Source organism: Gephyromycinifex aptenodytis (genome assembly GCF_012277275.1).
GTDB classification, from domain to species: Bacteria; Actinomycetota; Actinomycetes; order Actinomycetales; family Dermatophilaceae; genus Gephyromycinifex; species Gephyromycinifex aptenodytis.
The window spans coordinates 1,224,250-1,238,638 of record NZ_CP051155.1; the positions used below are offsets into that span (position 1 = coordinate 1,224,250).

Annotated in this window: 22 protein-coding genes; 1 reads left to right on the forward strand and 21 read right to left on the reverse strand. The window is 65.3% G+C overall.

Annotated elements, in window-relative coordinates:
* Positions 1-21: 21 nt before the first annotated feature.
* Positions 22-525 (reverse strand): 30S ribosomal protein S9, encoded by a 504-nt coding sequence (gene rpsI / locus G9V96_RS05160; RefSeq protein WP_168582085.1) that lies wholly within the window; start codon positions 523-525, stop codon positions 22-24.
* A gap of 45 nt (positions 526-570) precedes the next feature.
* Positions 571-1,014 (reverse strand): 50S ribosomal protein L13, encoded by a 444-nt coding sequence (gene rplM, locus G9V96_RS05165; RefSeq protein ID WP_168582086.1) that lies wholly within the window; start codon positions 1,012-1,014, stop codon positions 571-573.
* A gap of 283 nt (positions 1,015-1,297) precedes the next feature.
* Here rplM and G9V96_RS05170 point away from each other — a divergent pair, with 283 nt between their 5' ends.
* Entirely contained in the window at positions 1,298-1,882 is a 585-nt protein-coding gene (locus tag G9V96_RS05170; protein WP_168582087.1) for an ArsR/SmtB family transcription factor, read from the forward strand.
* Between the two features lie 317 nt (positions 1,883-2,199).
* Here G9V96_RS05170 and truA read toward each other — a convergent pair whose 3' ends face one another.
* The 19 genes from truA to G9V96_RS05265 form a co-directional block, all read right to left on the reverse strand.
* Complete coding sequence (gene truA / locus G9V96_RS05175) at positions 2,200-3,090, reverse strand: tRNA pseudouridine(38-40) synthase TruA (protein WP_168582088.1); 891 nt, start codon at positions 3,088-3,090, stop codon at positions 2,200-2,202.
* Positions 3,087-4,094 (reverse strand): serine hydrolase, encoded by a 1,008-nt coding sequence (locus tag G9V96_RS05180; RefSeq protein WP_168582089.1) that lies wholly within the window; start codon positions 4,092-4,094, stop codon positions 3,087-3,089. Before G9V96_RS05180 ends, truA begins: the two co-directional genes overlap by 4 nt.
* A 164-nt stretch (positions 4,095-4,258) precedes the next feature.
* Complete coding sequence (rplQ, locus tag G9V96_RS05185; RefSeq protein WP_168582090.1) at positions 4,259-4,819, reverse strand: 50S ribosomal protein L17; 561 nt, start codon at positions 4,817-4,819, stop codon at positions 4,259-4,261.
* 65 nt (positions 4,820-4,884) lie between these two features.
* Positions 4,885-5,901 carry a DNA-directed RNA polymerase subunit alpha gene (locus tag G9V96_RS05190; RefSeq protein WP_168582091.1) on the reverse strand — a complete coding sequence of 339 codons (1,017 nt, stop codon included), beginning with the start codon at positions 5,899-5,901 and terminating at the stop codon, positions 4,885-4,887.
* A gap of 158 nt (positions 5,902-6,059) precedes the next feature.
* A complete protein-coding gene (rpsD, locus tag G9V96_RS05195) occupies positions 6,060-6,668 on the reverse strand; it encodes a 30S ribosomal protein S4 (RefSeq protein ID WP_168582092.1) in 609 nt (202 codons plus the stop codon).
* A gap of 23 nt (positions 6,669-6,691) precedes the next feature.
* Positions 6,692-7,099, reverse strand: a complete 408-nt coding sequence (gene rpsK / locus G9V96_RS05200; protein ID WP_168582093.1) for a 30S ribosomal protein S11 — start codon at positions 7,097-7,099, stop codon at positions 6,692-6,694.
* Positions 7,100-7,288: 189 nt separating this feature from the next.
* A complete protein-coding gene (gene rpsM, locus G9V96_RS05205; RefSeq protein WP_168582094.1) occupies positions 7,289-7,666 on the reverse strand; it encodes a 30S ribosomal protein S13 in 378 nt (125 codons plus the stop codon).
* Positions 7,667-7,847: 181 nt separating this feature from the next.
* Entirely contained in the window at positions 7,848-7,961 is a 114-nt protein-coding gene (gene rpmJ, locus G9V96_RS05210) for a 50S ribosomal protein L36 (protein ID WP_006592630.1), read from the reverse strand.
* A gap of 97 nt (positions 7,962-8,058) precedes the next feature.
* Positions 8,059-8,280: a translation initiation factor IF-1 gene (infA, locus tag G9V96_RS05215; RefSeq protein WP_006502877.1), complete on the reverse strand. Its 222-nt coding sequence runs from the start codon at positions 8,278-8,280 to the stop codon at positions 8,059-8,061.
* A 211-nt stretch (positions 8,281-8,491) separates the two neighbouring features.
* Positions 8,492-9,349 carry a type I methionyl aminopeptidase gene (gene map, locus G9V96_RS05220; protein WP_226913488.1) on the reverse strand — a complete coding sequence of 286 codons (858 nt, stop codon included), beginning with the start codon at positions 9,347-9,349 and terminating at the stop codon, positions 8,492-8,494.
* 5 nt (positions 9,350-9,354) lie between these two features.
* Positions 9,355-9,918, reverse strand: coding sequence for an adenylate kinase (locus G9V96_RS05225; RefSeq protein WP_168582096.1), 564 nt, complete (start codon positions 9,916-9,918; stop codon positions 9,355-9,357).
* A complete protein-coding gene (secY, locus tag G9V96_RS05230; RefSeq protein WP_168582097.1) occupies positions 9,918-11,228 on the reverse strand; it encodes a preprotein translocase subunit SecY in 1,311 nt (436 codons plus the stop codon). The genes G9V96_RS05225 and secY overlap by 1 nt, the downstream gene beginning before the upstream one ends.
* Before the next feature lie 189 nt (positions 11,229-11,417).
* Positions 11,418-11,903: a 50S ribosomal protein L15 gene (gene rplO / locus G9V96_RS05235; RefSeq protein WP_168582098.1), complete on the reverse strand. Its 486-nt coding sequence runs from the start codon at positions 11,901-11,903 to the stop codon at positions 11,418-11,420.
* Between the two features lies 1 nt (position 11,904).
* The gene (rpmD, locus tag G9V96_RS05240) at positions 11,905-12,087 is read right to left on the reverse strand and encodes a 50S ribosomal protein L30 (RefSeq protein WP_040160206.1); all 183 of its coding nucleotides are present in this window, start codon (positions 12,085-12,087) and stop codon (positions 11,905-11,907) included.
* On the reverse strand, positions 12,087-12,731 hold the full coding sequence (rpsE, locus tag G9V96_RS05245; RefSeq protein WP_168582099.1) for a 30S ribosomal protein S5: 645 nt from the start codon (positions 12,729-12,731) through the stop codon (positions 12,087-12,089). Before rpsE ends, rpmD begins: the two co-directional genes overlap by 1 nt.
* A gap of 34 nt (positions 12,732-12,765) precedes the next feature.
* Positions 12,766-13,140, reverse strand: coding sequence for a 50S ribosomal protein L18 (gene rplR, locus G9V96_RS05250; RefSeq protein ID WP_168582100.1), 375 nt, complete (start codon positions 13,138-13,140; stop codon positions 12,766-12,768).
* A gap of 3 nt (positions 13,141-13,143) precedes the next feature.
* The gene (gene rplF, locus G9V96_RS05255) at positions 13,144-13,683 is read right to left on the reverse strand and encodes a 50S ribosomal protein L6 (protein ID WP_168582101.1); all 540 of its coding nucleotides are present in this window, start codon (positions 13,681-13,683) and stop codon (positions 13,144-13,146) included.
* Positions 13,684-13,710: 27 nt separating this feature from the next.
* A complete protein-coding gene (gene rpsH, locus G9V96_RS05260; RefSeq protein WP_168582102.1) occupies positions 13,711-14,109 on the reverse strand; it encodes a 30S ribosomal protein S8 in 399 nt (132 codons plus the stop codon).
* A 94-nt stretch (positions 14,110-14,203) separates the two neighbouring features.
* Positions 14,204-14,389, reverse strand: coding sequence for a type Z 30S ribosomal protein S14 (locus G9V96_RS05265; protein WP_168582103.1), 186 nt, complete (start codon positions 14,387-14,389; stop codon positions 14,204-14,206).

The window sequence follows — 14,389 nt, forward strand, 5'->3', positions numbered from 1 at the left end:
CGAAGACGGCTCGGTGAACAATCAGCGCTTGGAGTACTGAGGCGCCTTACGGGCCTTCTTGAGACCCGCCTTCTTGCGCTCAGGAACGCGGGAGTCGCGGGTGAGGAACCCTGCCTTCTTCAGGACAGGACGGTTCAGCTCCTCGTCGACCCCGTTCAGGGAGCGCGCCACGCCGAGCCGAACAGCGCCGGCCTGACCCGAGGGGCCACCGCCGTGCACACGCACGAGCACGTCGTACGCGCCGTCGAGCTCGAGCACCTTCAGGGGCTCGTTGACGATCTGCTGATGCACCTTGTTGGGGAAGTACTCCTCCAGGGTGCGGCCGTTGATCTTCCACTCGCCCGTGCCAGGCACGATGCGAACGCGGGCGATGGCCTGCTTGCGGCGGCCAGTCGCGGCACCGGGCGCGGACGCGGACGGCCGACGCGCGGCCTCGCCGTCCACCGGCGCAGACGACTCGGTGGTGTATTCAGACAGCACGGGCTCGTCGACCTCGAGCTCGGTGTCGGGGGTGTGGTCAGTCACTGTTCTCCTCGTGGGCTTTCGTCATCGACCCGTAGCGCGAAGCGCTTACTGGGCCACCTGCGAGATCTCGAAGGGCGCCGGCTGCTGAGCCTGGTGCGGGTGGGTGTCGCCGGCGTACACCTTGAGCTTGGAGAGCTGCTGGCGGGCCAGGGAGTTCTTGGGCAGCATGCCGCGCACAGCCTTCTCGACCGCGCGAGCGGGGTCCTTGGCCATGAGCTCGGTGTAGGAGGTGGCCCGCAACCCACCCGGGAATCCCGAGTGGTGGTAAGCCTTCTTCTGCTCGAGCTTGGCGCCGGTGAGGGCCACCTTGTCGGCGTTGATGATGATGACGAAGTCGCCCATGTCCACGTGGGGGGCGAATGTCGGCTTGTGCTTACCGCGCAGCAACTGCGCGGTTTGCGAGGCGAGACGACCGAGCACGACGTCGGTGGCGTCAATGACGTGCCACTTGCGCTCGATGTCGCCCGGCTTAGGGGTGTAGGTACGCACGGGTATCAGCCTTGCTCTTCTCGGTGGTACTGCGGCCAGATGGTCATGCGTGCTCCGCTACAGCCACGATCTAGGGCCGCGGTGGTTTGCGATCCACATAGGGGGACCGCTGCGCACAACAATTACCTACTGTACTCGGGGTGCAGCGAAGCCAAAAATCGGCGAAACTGGCGCCGAAAGGCTCCTGACCTGCACAAATACTCTACGTCCTCCACGGATGACTATTCGATGCCAACGTTTTATGCAAAGCTTCTGTGCATACATCCAGTCCTGAGGAGGGCCTATGGCGACCGAGGAGACCCCGGCCGCGTTCCCCGTCGACCGCTCCGCACTGCGCGTCCTGGCCCACCCGCTGCGCTCCCGGATCCTGGCCGAGCTACGCAGCGTGGGCACCGCAACCGCCACTGATCTGGCCCACGCCCTGGAGACCAACTCCGGAGCAACCAGCTACCACCTGCGGCGCCTCAGCGAGGCGGGACTGGTACGCGAGGTCGGCGTGCATGGGCGGCGCCGACTCTGGGAGGCCGACTCCAGCGACCGCACGCTCGATGCCCCCGACGATGACAACGATGAGGCCGCCTTGGACTGGCTGGCCCGCGACTACATCGCCCACTTCTCCACCAAAGCCCAAGGCTGGCTCACCGAGCAGCCCGATTGGCCGTTGCCATGGCAGGAAACCTGCGGCCTGGACGACCATCTCGTGCTCGTCACCGCCGAGCAGTTAGCGTCTCTGCGCGCTGATGTGGCCGAGGTCCTCGATCGCTATCGCCGCGTGGGCGCCGGAAACCCCCAAGCCAAACGCGTCACTTTCTATACCTGCCCCATCCCCGTCGATCCCCCGCGCCGACGTACCGAGATTGCACCGTAGGGCCCCGAAACCACATCCAGGAAACGCAGCAGCGGGCGGGACTCCTGGCCCACCCGCTGCTGCCGGGTCGCGCTCAGCGACTCACTTCTCCCCCTGTGCGCGTGACCTGGGCCCGCGGCCCGTGCTGCAGGCCCCTGCGCAGTTGCAAGCATTCCCGTGTCGTCGTCTTCTTCTCACCTGTGCGTCCCATGACGCCCCCCTAGCGTGTCGACCCACTCTTGCGGACCGCCGGCGCGCCCCGGGCGCCGACACTGCCCTATCGTCCACACGGACGACCGTATGAGTCGATCGTTCGACTTTCGCCAACCAGTTTCGTCCTAGCGGGAGAGTCCACTGTCCGGAACTGGATTCACGGCAGACTCAACCTCGGACAAACTCCGGGTCGCTCGCGCTTGCACCGCCCGCTCGGCCAGGTCTGCATCTGCGGGGTAACCGACCTCCTCCAGACAAAGGCCGTGGGCAGGCATGACCGTGACACCTGAGTCGCGCACGGCGCGCTGCTGCACCTCCGCGGGCCAGGTCGGGAGCCTGCGTCCCTCCCCCACCGGCACGACGGCCCCGACCAGCGCCCGCACCATCGAATGACAGAAAGCATCCGCAATCACGCTGCCGACGATGAGCTCGTTCTCACGGCGCCACGAGTAGCCGAGCAGAGTGCGTACCGTTGTGGCACCCTCGCGCTTCTTGCAGAACGCGGCGAAGTCGCGAAGACCGACCAGCCGGCGGGCGGCATCATCCATCGCCGCGACGTCGAGGGCGGTGCGGGTCAGTACGACATCGCGGCGTCGTAGCGGGTCCAGCAGATGCGGGACGTCACATAGCCGGTAGCTGTATCGCCGATACGTCGCCGAGAATCGGGCATCGAAACCAGGCGGAGCCTGAGTTACCGCCCGCACCACGATGTCCGGTGGCAGGACCCCCCGCAGCCGACGCACACAGGCAACCTCAGGCGGAGCATCGCCGCGACCAGGAAGTCGCTCCCACGCCTGCCGCTCGACGTCGGCATGACACACCGCCCCGCGCGCATGAACGCCGGCGTCGGTGCGTCCTGCCACGGTCAGACGGATAGGTTCCGTGGCGCGCAGGATGCGAGTCAGCCCCGTTGAAAGTTCTTCCTCCACGCTCCTGCGCCCAGGCTGCGCTGCCCAGCCGGAGAAGTCGGTTCCGTCGTAGGCGAAATCCAGACGCAGCCGTAGACCTGGGCTCACCACCACAACCGCGGCGGGTACGCCGCACCAGGCGAGCGAATCCAGGACGGGATCCCAGCGCCGAGATCAGAGCTCGGCACCACCCCGTCGAACGAGCCCTGCAGCGCCGCGGCGGCCGCGTTAGGGCGCTGCCCCATGGTGCGGTAGATGTAGCCCGACAGCTCATCGAGCATGGATGTTCCCGCTTCCATCGAAGGGTTGTCATAGGAGAGCATCGCGACGGTGTAATCGCGGCCCTTGCCCGTGACATGCCCGATGCTGTTCACTCGCCATCCGCGCGGCTCCAACGGCACCCAGCCGTTCTTGACCTCGGCGACCGCCCCCTTGGGCACGGTCCCCACCCCCCAACGCTGCTCAGGCGTCACCTGGCGCATCAGGCCCAGGACGTACTGGCGATCAGCCGAGGAGAGCACCTTGCCGGAGACGATCGCATCGATCAACATCCGTTGGTCCGTGGCCGTGGTCGAGGTGCGCCCCCACGCACCACGGCCTTGGGTGCTCTTCATGTTGAGCTTCTTGGCTAACTTGGTGATAGCCGAGGAACCCCCTGCCGCCCGGATCAGCGAGTTGGTTGCGTCGTTGTCGCTGAAGCGGATCATCTGCTCGGCTTGAGCCTGCTGCCGTTCGCTGAGCCCTCGCCCGCTCTCACGGCGCCTTTCGATGAGCGCGACCAGCACCATCACCTTGACGATGCTGCCGGTGGCGTTCTCCAGCGCTCCGTTGTAGGTGAAGACCGAACCGGTGCGGCGATCGTGCACTGAAACGGCCACGTCATCGCGGCGTGATCCGAGGATCTTCTCGATCTGCTCCTTCTGCAGCGGGCTCACCGGGTCCCCCAGGCTCGGTCTGCCGGAAAGGCTCGCCGGGGTGGCCGCTGTCGAAGCGTGACCGAGCGGGGCGGCCGCGCTGGCGTTGGCAGGTGAGCACAGCATCCCCAGGCTCAGCGCCGCGCAAAGCAAAGAACGCCCGATTCCAGGGCTGGGTAAGGACACGCGGTGAGCCATGACCGATCCCTTCCCTGACGAGCTTTGCCAAATACGTACTGTGCACAAATTTCGTGTGCGTGGCCAGACTAACTGCCCACCCCGTCGGCCCGACCTCCGCCGGGGGGTACAGCTAAGGCCCCACCCTAAACCGGGTGGGGCCTTAGCTACAGGTGAGTCAGGACTCAGGCCTGGTCGGACTTCTGCGCCTCGGCGACATCGCCGTCGGCCGCGGGAACCTCAGCACCGGCAGGTGCCTCCACGACCTCGGACTCCTGCGGTGCCGGAGCATCCGGTGCCTCGATGACGACCTCGTCGGCGGGCGCCGGAGCAGAAGCGCGGCGCGTAGCGGCCTCGGCTTCCTTCACCGTTGCCTGCTTGGGCGAGAACGGCTCGCGCACGAGCTCGATAACTGCCATCGGGGCGTTGTCGCCCTTGCGGTTACCGACCTTGGTGATGCGGGTGTAGCCGCCGGGACGCTCCGCCATGAGCGGGGCGATCTCGGTGAACAACTTGTGAACGACGCTCTTGTCACGCACAACCGTGAGGACCCGACGCCGAGCGTGCAGGTCGCCGCGCTTGGCGAAGGTGATGAGACGCTCGGCGAAGGGGCGCAGACGCTTGGCCTTCGACTCGGTCGTGGTGATGCGGTCGTGCTCGAACAGCGACGTCGCGAGGTTCGCGAGGATGAGCCGCTCGTGGGCGGGTCCACCGCCGAGGCGGGGTCCCTTGCTGGGGGTAGGCATGCGATCTCCTGATGGTTACGACCGATCCGCGCCTGCGTCGCCGGGGCGGGCCAGTCACTGGTCGGTCAGTACTGCTCGTCTTCGACGAAGGCCGCGTCCTCGTCCTCGTCGTAGCGGTCCGCGATGGCGCTCGGGTCGAACCCGGGCGGGCTGTCCTTCAGGGACAGACCCATGCCGACCAGCTTCGCCTTGACCTCGTCGATGGACTTGGCCCCGAAGTTACGAATGTCGAGCAGGTCGGCCTCGCTGCGACCCACCAGCTCTCCAACGGTGTGAATGCCCTCGCGCTTGAGGCAGTTATACGAGCGGACCGTCAAGTCGAGGTCCTCGATGGGCAGGGCCAGGTCTGCAGCCAACGCCGCGTCGGTCGGCGAGGGACCCATGTCGATGCCTTCGGCTTCGACATTGAGTTCACGGGCCAGCCCGAACAGTTCGACGAGCGTCTTGCCGGCGGAGGCAAGAGCGTCCCGGGGAGCCATCGAGTTCTTGGTCTCGACATCGACGATGAGCTTGTCGAAGTCGGTGCGCTGCTCCACACGGGTGGCTTCGACCTTGTAGGTCACGGCCAAGACCGGGGAGTAGATCGAGTCGACCGGGACCCGGCCGATCTCGGCGTCGCCACTCTTGTTCTGCTGGGCGGAGACGTAACCGCGGCCACGCTCGACCGTCAGCTCCATCTCGATCTTGCCCTTGTCGTTGAGCGTCGCCAGGTGCAGGTCGGGGTTGTGTACCTCGACACCGGCAGGCGGGGCGATGTCAGCGGCGGTGACCGGGCCGGGGCCCTGCTTGCGCAGGTACATGACTACCGGCTCGTCGTGCTCGCTGGAGACGACCAGACCCTTGATGTTCAGGATCATTTCGGTGACGTCTTCCTTGACACCGGGGATCGTCGAGAACTCGTGAAGCACACCGTCGATGCGAATGCTCGTCACTGCCGCACCCGGGATGCTGGACAGCAGCGTACGACGCAGACTGTTCCCCAGGGTGTAGCCGAAGCCAGGCTCGAGCGGCTCGATGACGAACCGCGAGCGCGCTGGCGAAATGACATCCTCGGTGAGGACGGGACGCTGAGCGATCAGCACGTTGTTCTTTCCTTCCCACGAACCCCCGCTATATGAAGCTCGTGATACCGGCCCATGACGGCCGGCGGCCAACGCCGTCTCTGTCCACGGCGTCGACCCTGGGGACCGACGGACCCAGGTCGGCGCCGGTATGCACCGGAACCGACCTGGGTCGGATGTCAGTTCTTGGAGTAGAGCTCGACGATGAGCTGCTCGGTGAGCACGGTGTCGATCTGGTCACGCACCGGGAGCTGGTGAATGAGGATCTGCAGCGTGCCGGGAACAACCTTCATCCAGGCCGGGACCGGGCGTTCGCCGTACGTCTGGCGAGCCAGCTCGAACGGGAACGTCTCGCGGCTCTGCGGCCGAACGTCGATGATGTCGAACTGGCTGACGCGGTAGCTGGGTACGTCAACCCGCTTGCCGTTGACCAGGAAGTGACCGTGGGTCACCAGCTGGCGCGAGGCGCGACGGGTACGAGCCAGACCGGCGCGGTAAACCACGTTGTCCAGGCGCGACTCGAGGATCTGCAGCAGAACCTCACCAGTCTTGCCGGGGCGGCGCACCGCTTCTTCGTAGTAGTTGTGGAACTGCTTCTCCATGACGCCGTAGGTGAAGCGAGCCTTCTGCTTCTCCTGCAACTGGTGGAGGTATTCCTTCTCCTGGATACGGCCGCGGCCGTGCTGTCCGGGAGGGAATGGGCGGTTCTCGAAGTTCTTGTCGCCACCGACGAGGTCGGTCTTGAGACGACGGGACTTCTTCGTGATGGGGCCGGTGTAACGAGCCATAGTGTCTCAGTCCTCTCGTTCGCTCAGACGCGGCGGCGCTTGGGCGGGCGGACGCCGTTGTGCGGCATGGGCGTAACGTCGCTGATGGCGCCGACCTCGAGGCCGGTAGCGGTGAGCGAACGGATGGCGGTCTCACGACCGGAACCCGGGCCCTTGACGAACACGTCGACCTTGCGCATGCCGTGTTCCATGGCGCGACGAGCAGCGGCCTCGGCGGCCATCTGCGCGGCGAACGGGGTGGACTTACGGGAGCCCTTGAAGCCGACCTGGCCAGCGGAGGCCCATGAGATCACGGCGCCTGCGGGGTCGGTGATCGTCACGATCGTGTTGTTGAACGTGCTCTTGATGTGGGCATGCCCATGGGAGACGTTTTTCTTCTCTTTGCGGCGCACCTTCTTGGCGCCCGCAGCCGTCCTACTCTTGGGAGGCATTTCTCTGATTCTCTCCTACATCTGCGCGTGTAACGCGAAAGCTGTGTGTGTGCCCTCTGCGGTGATGCGTCGCGGCGACCGGTTCCGAGTCCGAGTGGCCTGACTGCCTGTGGCAGCCGGTGAACTGGCTGCAGCGGGGCGGTCTGGCTCCTGGTGAACTCAGTTGCGGACGACCGCAATCGCGCCTGCTTACTTGCCGGCCTTCTTCTTGCCCGCAACGGTGCGCTTGGGACCCTTGCGGGTACGCGCGTTCGTCTTGGTGCGCTGGCCGTGCACGGGCAGGCCGCGGCGGTGACGCAGCCCCTGGTAGCTACCGATCTCGACCTTGCGTCGAATGTCGGCCGCGACCTCGCGGCGGAGGTCACCCTCGAGCTTGTAGTTGCCCTCGAGGAAGTCACGCAGCTTGACGAGCGCCTGCTCGTCAAGGTCGCGGACCCGAGTAGAGGGGTCGACACCGGCAGCGGCGACCGCTTCCTTGGCGCGGGTGCGACCCACGCCGTAGATGTAGGTGAGAGCGATCTCGACGCGCTTTTCGCGCGGGAGGTCGACTCCGACAAGACGTGCCATCTTGTGTGGTTCTCCTGATGTCATACGGAGGTCTGAAGCAGCACCGTTCCACTGTCGCCCTCGAGGGCCGACTGCGGTCCCCGGCCTCCGCGCCGGGGGTGACGTCCGGGCGTTGCCGCCCAGGGCCGGGTACTGCGCTCTGCATGTCGCGTCCTATTGAGAACCGGCGACGTGCGTGTGATCAGCCTTGACGCTGCTTGTGGCGCAGGTTTTCGCAGATCACCATGACGCGCCCATTGCGGCGAATCACCTTGCACTTGTCGCAGATCTTCTTGACGCTCGGCTGAACCTTCATCTGCCTGCCGTCTTCAGATCGGCTCCGTGTCGAGGCGTACCGCGCCACGGAGCGGGTCGTGTCGTCCGCCTACGGGTGCAGGCGGACCGGGGGTGCCTCAGCGGTAGCGGAAAACGATGCGACCGCGGGAGAGGTCATACGGGCTGAGTTCAACAACGACCCGGTCCTCAGGGAGGATTCGGATGTAGTGCTGACGCATTTTGCCCGAGATGTGAGCAAGGACCTTATGGCCGTTGCTCAGCTCCACACGGAACATCGCGTTAGGCAGGGCTTCGACGATCGTGCCCTCGATCTCGATGACGCCGTCCTTCTTGGCCATGTCCTCCGCAATCCGTTGAGCCGCCCTAGGGCGGTGTCCTTCCGGGCGAGCCCGGCGTACTGTCCGGCGCGCTGAATAGATCGCGCCGGTGTGGCTCCGCACGTCGCTGCGCGAGGGCAGGACAAACGGGGCCGACTGTGAAGTCTAGTGATCCAGGGGGCGTAACGCTAATCGGGCCACCCTCGCACCGCACGCGGCGCGGCGGGCTGCCTCATTCATGTGGGGTAGCGCCGCAGGAGAGCCCGAGCCGAGACAGTTCGGCCGCTCCCCCATCCAGCGCCGTCAGCACGAAGGGCCCGGTGGGTGTAGCCGCCACGGTGTGCTCGATATGGGCTGCCCGCGTGCCGTCAAGGGTGACCACCGTCCAGCCATCCTCGAGTTCGCGCGTCTGGTCTGTACCCAGGGTGACCATGGGTTCGATAGCCACGGTCGCGCCCGCTGGGATCGCCGGGCCGCGGGATCGAACACGGAAGTTCGGCACCCCCGGGGACAGGTGCATTTCGCGGCCGATGGCGTGGCCCTCGTAGCCGTCCACGATGCCGAACGTATAGGGACCGCCGGGCAGGCTTTGTTGCACCTGTTCGAGGTGGTCTTCAACCGCCGCCCCGATGTCGTGCAGCCGGCCCCCGACGCTGAACGCGGCGATGCCGGCCCACAACGCACCCCGGGTCGCCTCGATGAGGGCTAGATCTTCGGGACGTGCGGCTTCCTCGCCACCGACGATGAACGAAACGGCCGCGTCGCCGTGCCACCCGTCCACGCTGGCGCCACAGTCCACCGACACCAGGTCCCCTGGGACAACCCGTTTGCTACCGGGGATGCCGTGCACGACCTCGTTGTTGACGCTGACGCACAAGGTATGGCGATAGCCGGGAACCCCCGGAAAGGACGGGATGGCACCCTCACTACGGATCATGTCTTCAGCCAGTCGGTCCAGGGCGAGCGTCGCGGTCCCCTCGACGCAGGACTCTTGGACCAATTGCAATGCACGGGCAACGACCAGGCCCGCCTTCCGCATGGCGAGGATGTCGTGCGGAGGGCGGGCTGTCAGCCGGTTAGCACCAAACACGCGGGTCAGCGGCCCAACGCTGCCATCAAGCGGGCGAAAACTACGTCGACCTCGCTCATACCATCCACTTCACGCAGCAACCCGCGCTCGCGGTAGAGCGTGGACAGCGGCTCGGTCTGCTGGACGTAGATGCTCATCCGTTCCCGGATGACCTCTTCGGTGTCATCGGCGCGACCCTCGATCTCGGCACGCTTCAACAGTCGGGCGACGACCTCCTCGGTGTCGACCGTCAGTTCCAACACCGCGTCCAGGGCATGACCCTGTTCGGCCAACAGGGCGTCCAGAGCCTCCACCTGGGCAAGGGTGCGCGGGTAGCCGTCCAGGAGATAGCCGCCGGCGGCATCGTCATGGGACAACCGGTCCGCCACGATGGCATTCGTCACGTCGTCGGGTACGAACTTGCCGGCTGCCAGCAGCTCCTGCACTTGCTGGCCCAGCTCCGTACCCTCTTTGATGTTCGCGCGGAAGATGTCGCCGGTGGAGATGGCGGGGATGTCCAATGTCTCGGACAGCCGCGCCGATTGTGTCCCTTTACCGGCCCCCGGCGGGCCCAGGATGATCAGTCGCATCAGCGGAGGAACCCTTCGTAGTGTCGCTGCTGCAGCTGCGACTCGATCTGCTTCACCGTTTCCAGGCCAACGCCCACGATGATGAGGATCGAGGTACCGCCGAAGGGGAAGTTCTGATCGGCGTTGATCACAACGAAGGCGATGAGCGGGATGAGGGACACCAACGCGAGGTACAGCGCCCCCACCACAGTGATGCGATTGAGAACGTAGCTGAGGTATTCGGCCGTAGGCCGTCCCGCGCGGATGCCCGGGATGAACCCACCGTACTTCTTCATGTTGTCTGCGACCTCGACTGGATTGAACGAAATCGAAACGTAGAAGAACGTGAAGAAGAGGATCAGCAGGATGTAGGTCGCCATGTACCACGGACTGCCGTGGTTGAGCATGTTCGCGGCGATCCACGCCACCCACCCCGGGGGGTTGGGGTTGCTCTGCTGGAACTGCACCAGCAGCCCCGGGATCGCCAGCATCGAGCTGGCGAAGATCACCGGGATCACGCCGGCTTGGTTCACCTTGAGCGGGATGTACGTCGAGGTGCCGCCGTACATGCGGCGACCGACCATGCGCTTGGCGTACTGCACCGGGATCCGCCGTTGACACTGCTCGACGAAGACCACAGCGGTGATGATCGCGAATCCGATGAGGATGACGAGGATGAAGGTGTCCCACCGGCCGTCACGCTGCTTGATCGCCCACAGCGAACCGGGGAAGCCGGCCGCGATGGAGGTGAAGATCAGCAGGGACATACCGTTACCGACGCCACGCTCGGTGATGAGCTCCCCCAGCCACATGATCAGGCCGGTACCTGCCGTCATCGTCAGCACCATGATGATCAGCGTCACCGGCGACTCGTTGGTGAGGATGTTGGTACAACTCGGCCCGAAGAGTTGCTCCGGGTTACGCGCAAAGGTGACGAACGTCGAGCTCTGCAGAATCGCCAGCCCGATCGTCAAGTACCGGGTGTACTGAGTCATCTTGGCTTGCCCGGTCTGTCCCTCTTGCTTGAGGGCCTCGAAGCGGGGGATGACAACCGTCAGCAGCTGGATGATGATGCTGGCCGTGATGTACGGCATGATCCCCAGCGCGAAGATCGACAGCTGCAGCAGTGCCCCACCGCTGAAGAGGTTCGCCAGCCCGAGGAACTGGTTGGTTTGCCCACCAGTTGGGCGACATTTTTGAATCTCGACGTAACTGACCCCGGGGGTGGGTACGAACGAGCCAAGCCGGAAGATCGCCATCACGGTAAGCGTGAAAAGAATCTTCCGACGCAGGTCCGGCGTCTTGAAGGCACGGACAAACGCGGTGAGCACTGAACCCTCCCAGGGGCGCGCATCCCCCGTCAGACCGGGGGAATCGCCCAATAGCGTGCTGACACAAACAAAATGGGACACAGGTCCCCAACACAAAACGATAACACCCCGCCGCCGGGTGATCCGGCACGCGGGGTGTTATCGACGTGCTGATGCACTCATGAAGAGAGTCCTGGTGGGGACCCAGCCTCAGAGCTGGTTCGCGGTTCCTCCCGCGGCCTCGATCTTCTGCTTGGCAGAGGCCGAGAACCGATGAGCCGAAACAGTGACTGCAACCGAGAGGTCGCCATCGCCGAGCACCTTGACGAGGTGGCCCTTGCGGACAGCACCCTTTTCGACGAGGTCCGCGACGGTGACCTCTCCACCCTGCGGGTACAGGGCCGAGAGCTTGTCCAGGTTGACAACCTGGTACTCGGTGCGGAACGGGTTGGTGAACCCGCGCAGCTTCGGAAGCCGCATGTGCAACGGCATCTGGCCACCCTCGAAGCCCAAGGACACCTGGTTGCGTGCCCTCGTGCCCTTGGTTCCGCGGCCAGCGGTCTTGCCCTTGCTCGCTTCACCGCGACCGACGCGGGTACGCGCGGTCTTGGCTCCGGGAGCGGGACGAAGGTGGTGGACCTTCAGCGCGTGCGTGCGCCCACCATCCTGCGGGGTTGGTTCGGTCGTATCGGCCATGTCAGTCAACCTCCTCGACGGCGACAAGATGAGTCACCGTGCGGATCATGCCCCGGATCTCCGGGCGATCCTCCTTGACGACGACGTCGCCAATGCGCTTGAGACCAAGCGAACGCAGCGTGTCGCGTTGATTCTGCTTGCCGCCGATCTCCGAACGGGTCTGGGTCACCTTGAGCTGTGCCATCACGCACCAGCCCCCGCAGCGCGGGCGCGGAGCATGGCCGCCGGAGCGACATCCTCCAGGGGCAGGCCACGGCGCGCCGCGACTGCCTCCGGCTGCTCCAGATCGCGCAACGCCTGCACCGTCGCGTGGACGATGTTGATGGCGTTCTGCGAACCGAGCGACTTGCTCAGGACGTCCCGGATACCGGCGCACTCCAGTACGGCGCGCACCGGCCCACCGGCGATCACACCGGTACCAGGCGAAGCCGGGCGCAGCAGCACGACCCCGGCAGCAGCCTCACCCTGAACGGGGTGAGGGATGGTGCCCTGGATGCGAGGCACGCGGAAGAAGTTCTTCTTGGCCTCTTCCACGCCCTTGGCGATGGCCGCAGGAACTTCCTTGGCCTTGCCGTAGCCGACACCGACGGTGCCGTCACCGTCGCCCACCACGACCAGCGCGGTGAAGCTGAAGCGACGACCACCCTTGACGACCTTGGAGACGCGGTTGATGGTGACGACGCGCTCCATGAACTGGTTGCGGTCTTCGTCACGCCCCCGGCGGTTGTCGCGGTCCTTGCGGTCCCGACGGTCATTGCGGTCATTCCCGCCTGCGCTAGCACCGGTGGCGACACCGGCGCCGGCGCCGCGGCGCTGAGGTCCTGGCATCAGACGTTCCTCTTCTCTGGGTTGCGTGTCGTGTTCACAGGGACAGCCCGCCCTCTCGCGCGCCGTCGGCAATAGCCGAGATGCGCCCGTGGTACTGGCTGCCGCCACGGTCGAACACGACGGCCTCGACACCGGCCTCCTTGGCGCGGGCGGCCACGAGCTCGCCGACCTTGCGCGCCTTGGCGGTCTTGTCGCCCTCGAACGAGCGGAGGTCCGCCTCCATCGTCGAGGCCGATGCGACCGTACGGCCCACCGTGTCATCGACGACCTGGACGAACACGTGGCGTGCTGAACGCGTCACGACGAGACGGGGACGTTCCGACGTGCCCGTAACCCGCTTGCGGACGCGGATGTGACGACGGCTGCGGGCAGCCGTCTTGCTCTTGCCGCGCTTGACGGTAATAGCCATGGCTTACTTACCAGCCTTTCCGACCTTGCGGCGGATCTGCTCGCCCGCGTACCGAACACCCTTGCCCTTGTACGGGTCAGGCTGACGGAGCTTGCGGATGTTCGCGGCGACCTCGCCGACGAGCTGCTTGTCGATTCCCTCGACCATGAATTTGGTGGGGCTTTCGACGGTGAACGTGATGCCCTCGGGCGCGGTCACGCTGATGGGGTGGCTGTACCCGAGCGCGAACTCGAGGTTGCCGCCCTTGTTCACCACGCGGTAGCCGGTGCCGAAGATTTCCATCTTCTTCTGGTACCCGGTCGTGACGCCCTGGACCATGTTCGCGATGAGCGAACGGGTCAGGCCGTGCAGCGACCGAGAATCGCGGTGGTCATCGGGGCGTGAAACCTCGATGGCGCCTTCGTCTCCGCGGGTGACACGAATGGGGTCACTGACTGTAAGCGCCAGTTCACCCTTCGGGCCCTTGACCGTAACGGCCTGGCCGTCGATGGTCACGTCCACACCCGACGGCACGGTGACGGGGAGTCGTCCAATACGGGACATATCCGGTCTCCTCTCCTACTCGTCGGGTTACCAGACGTAGGCGAGGACTTCCCCACCTACGCCCTTGTTTGCAGCTTGCTTGTCGGTCAGCAGACCAGAGGACGTGGAGATGATCGCCACGCCGAGGCCTCCGAGGACCTTGGGCAGGTTCGTCGACTTCGCGTACACACGGAGTCCAGGCTTGGACACCCGCCGAACGCCAGAGATCGAACGCTCCCGGTTGGGGCCGTACTTCAGCTCGATGATGAGCGTCTTGCCCACCTCAGCGTCTTCCACACGCCAACTACCGATGTAACCCTCAGAAGTGAGAATCTCGGCGATGTTGGCCTTGAGCTTTGAAAACGGCATGGACACTGCGTCGTGGTGCGCCGAGTTGGCGTTCCGAACGCGCGTGAGCATGTCCGCGATGGGGTCTGTCATCGTCATTTTGGGCTTCTCCGCCCTTCCTCACCGCGGTTTCGCACCGGCACAGGATGCGCCGGGGACCTTCGGTGTAGAAGCGTTGTCGTTGGACGAGCTGTTACCAGCTGCTCTTGGTGACGCCGGGCAGCTCACCGCGGTGAGCCATTTCGCGCAGGCACACCCGGCAGAGACCGAACTTGCGGTACACCGAGTGCGGACGCCCGCACCGCTGGCAGCGGGTATAGCCGCGCACCTTGAACTTGGGCTTGGCATTGGCCTTGTTGATCAGCGCAGTCTTGGCCAC

Excerpts from the sequence above, each read along its gene's own strand:
- G9V96_RS05170 (WP_168582087.1), top strand. The coding sequence starts at position 1,298 with ATGGCGACCGAGGAGACCCCGGCCGCGTTCCCCGTCGACCGCTCCGCA.
- G9V96_RS05180 (WP_168582089.1), bottom strand. The coding sequence starts at position 4,094 with ATGGCTCACCGCGTGTCCTTACCCAGCCCTGGAATCGGGCGTTCTTTG.
- rplQ (WP_168582090.1), bottom strand. The coding sequence starts at position 4,819 with ATGCCTACCCCCAGCAAGGGACCCCGCCTCGGCGGTGGACCCGCCCAC.
- rpsD (WP_168582092.1), bottom strand. The coding sequence starts at position 6,668 with ATGGCTCGTTACACCGGCCCCATCACGAAGAAGTCCCGTCGTCTCAAG.
- rpsK (WP_168582093.1), bottom strand. The coding sequence starts at position 7,099 with ATGCCTCCCAAGAGTAGGACGGCTGCGGGCGCCAAGAAGGTGCGCCGC.
- rpsM (WP_168582094.1), bottom strand. The coding sequence starts at position 7,666 with ATGGCACGTCTTGTCGGAGTCGACCTCCCGCGCGAAAAGCGCGTCGAG.
- rpmJ (WP_006592630.1), bottom strand. The coding sequence starts at position 7,961 with ATGAAGGTTCAGCCGAGCGTCAAGAAGATCTGCGACAAGTGCAAGGTG.
- infA (WP_006502877.1), bottom strand. The coding sequence starts at position 8,280 with ATGGCCAAGAAGGACGGCGTCATCGAGATCGAGGGCACGATCGTCGAA.
- G9V96_RS05225 (WP_168582096.1), bottom strand. The coding sequence starts at position 9,918 with ATGCGACTGATCATCCTGGGCCCGCCGGGGGCCGGTAAAGGGACACAA.
- rplO (WP_168582098.1), bottom strand. The coding sequence starts at position 11,903 with ATGGCCGATACGACCGAACCAACCCCGCAGGATGGTGGGCGCACGCAC.
- rpmD (WP_040160206.1), bottom strand. The coding sequence starts at position 12,087 with ATGGCACAGCTCAAGGTGACCCAGACCCGTTCGGAGATCGGCGGCAAG.
- rpsE (WP_168582099.1), bottom strand. The coding sequence starts at position 12,731 with ATGCCAGGACCTCAGCGCCGCGGCGCCGGCGCCGGTGTCGCCACCGGT.
- rplR (WP_168582100.1), bottom strand. The coding sequence starts at position 13,140 with ATGGCTATTACCGTCAAGCGCGGCAAGAGCAAGACGGCTGCCCGCAGC.
- rplF (WP_168582101.1), bottom strand. The coding sequence starts at position 13,683 with ATGTCCCGTATTGGACGACTCCCCGTCACCGTGCCGTCGGGTGTGGAC.
- rpsH (WP_168582102.1), bottom strand. The coding sequence starts at position 14,109 with ATGACGATGACAGACCCCATCGCGGACATGCTCACGCGCGTTCGGAAC.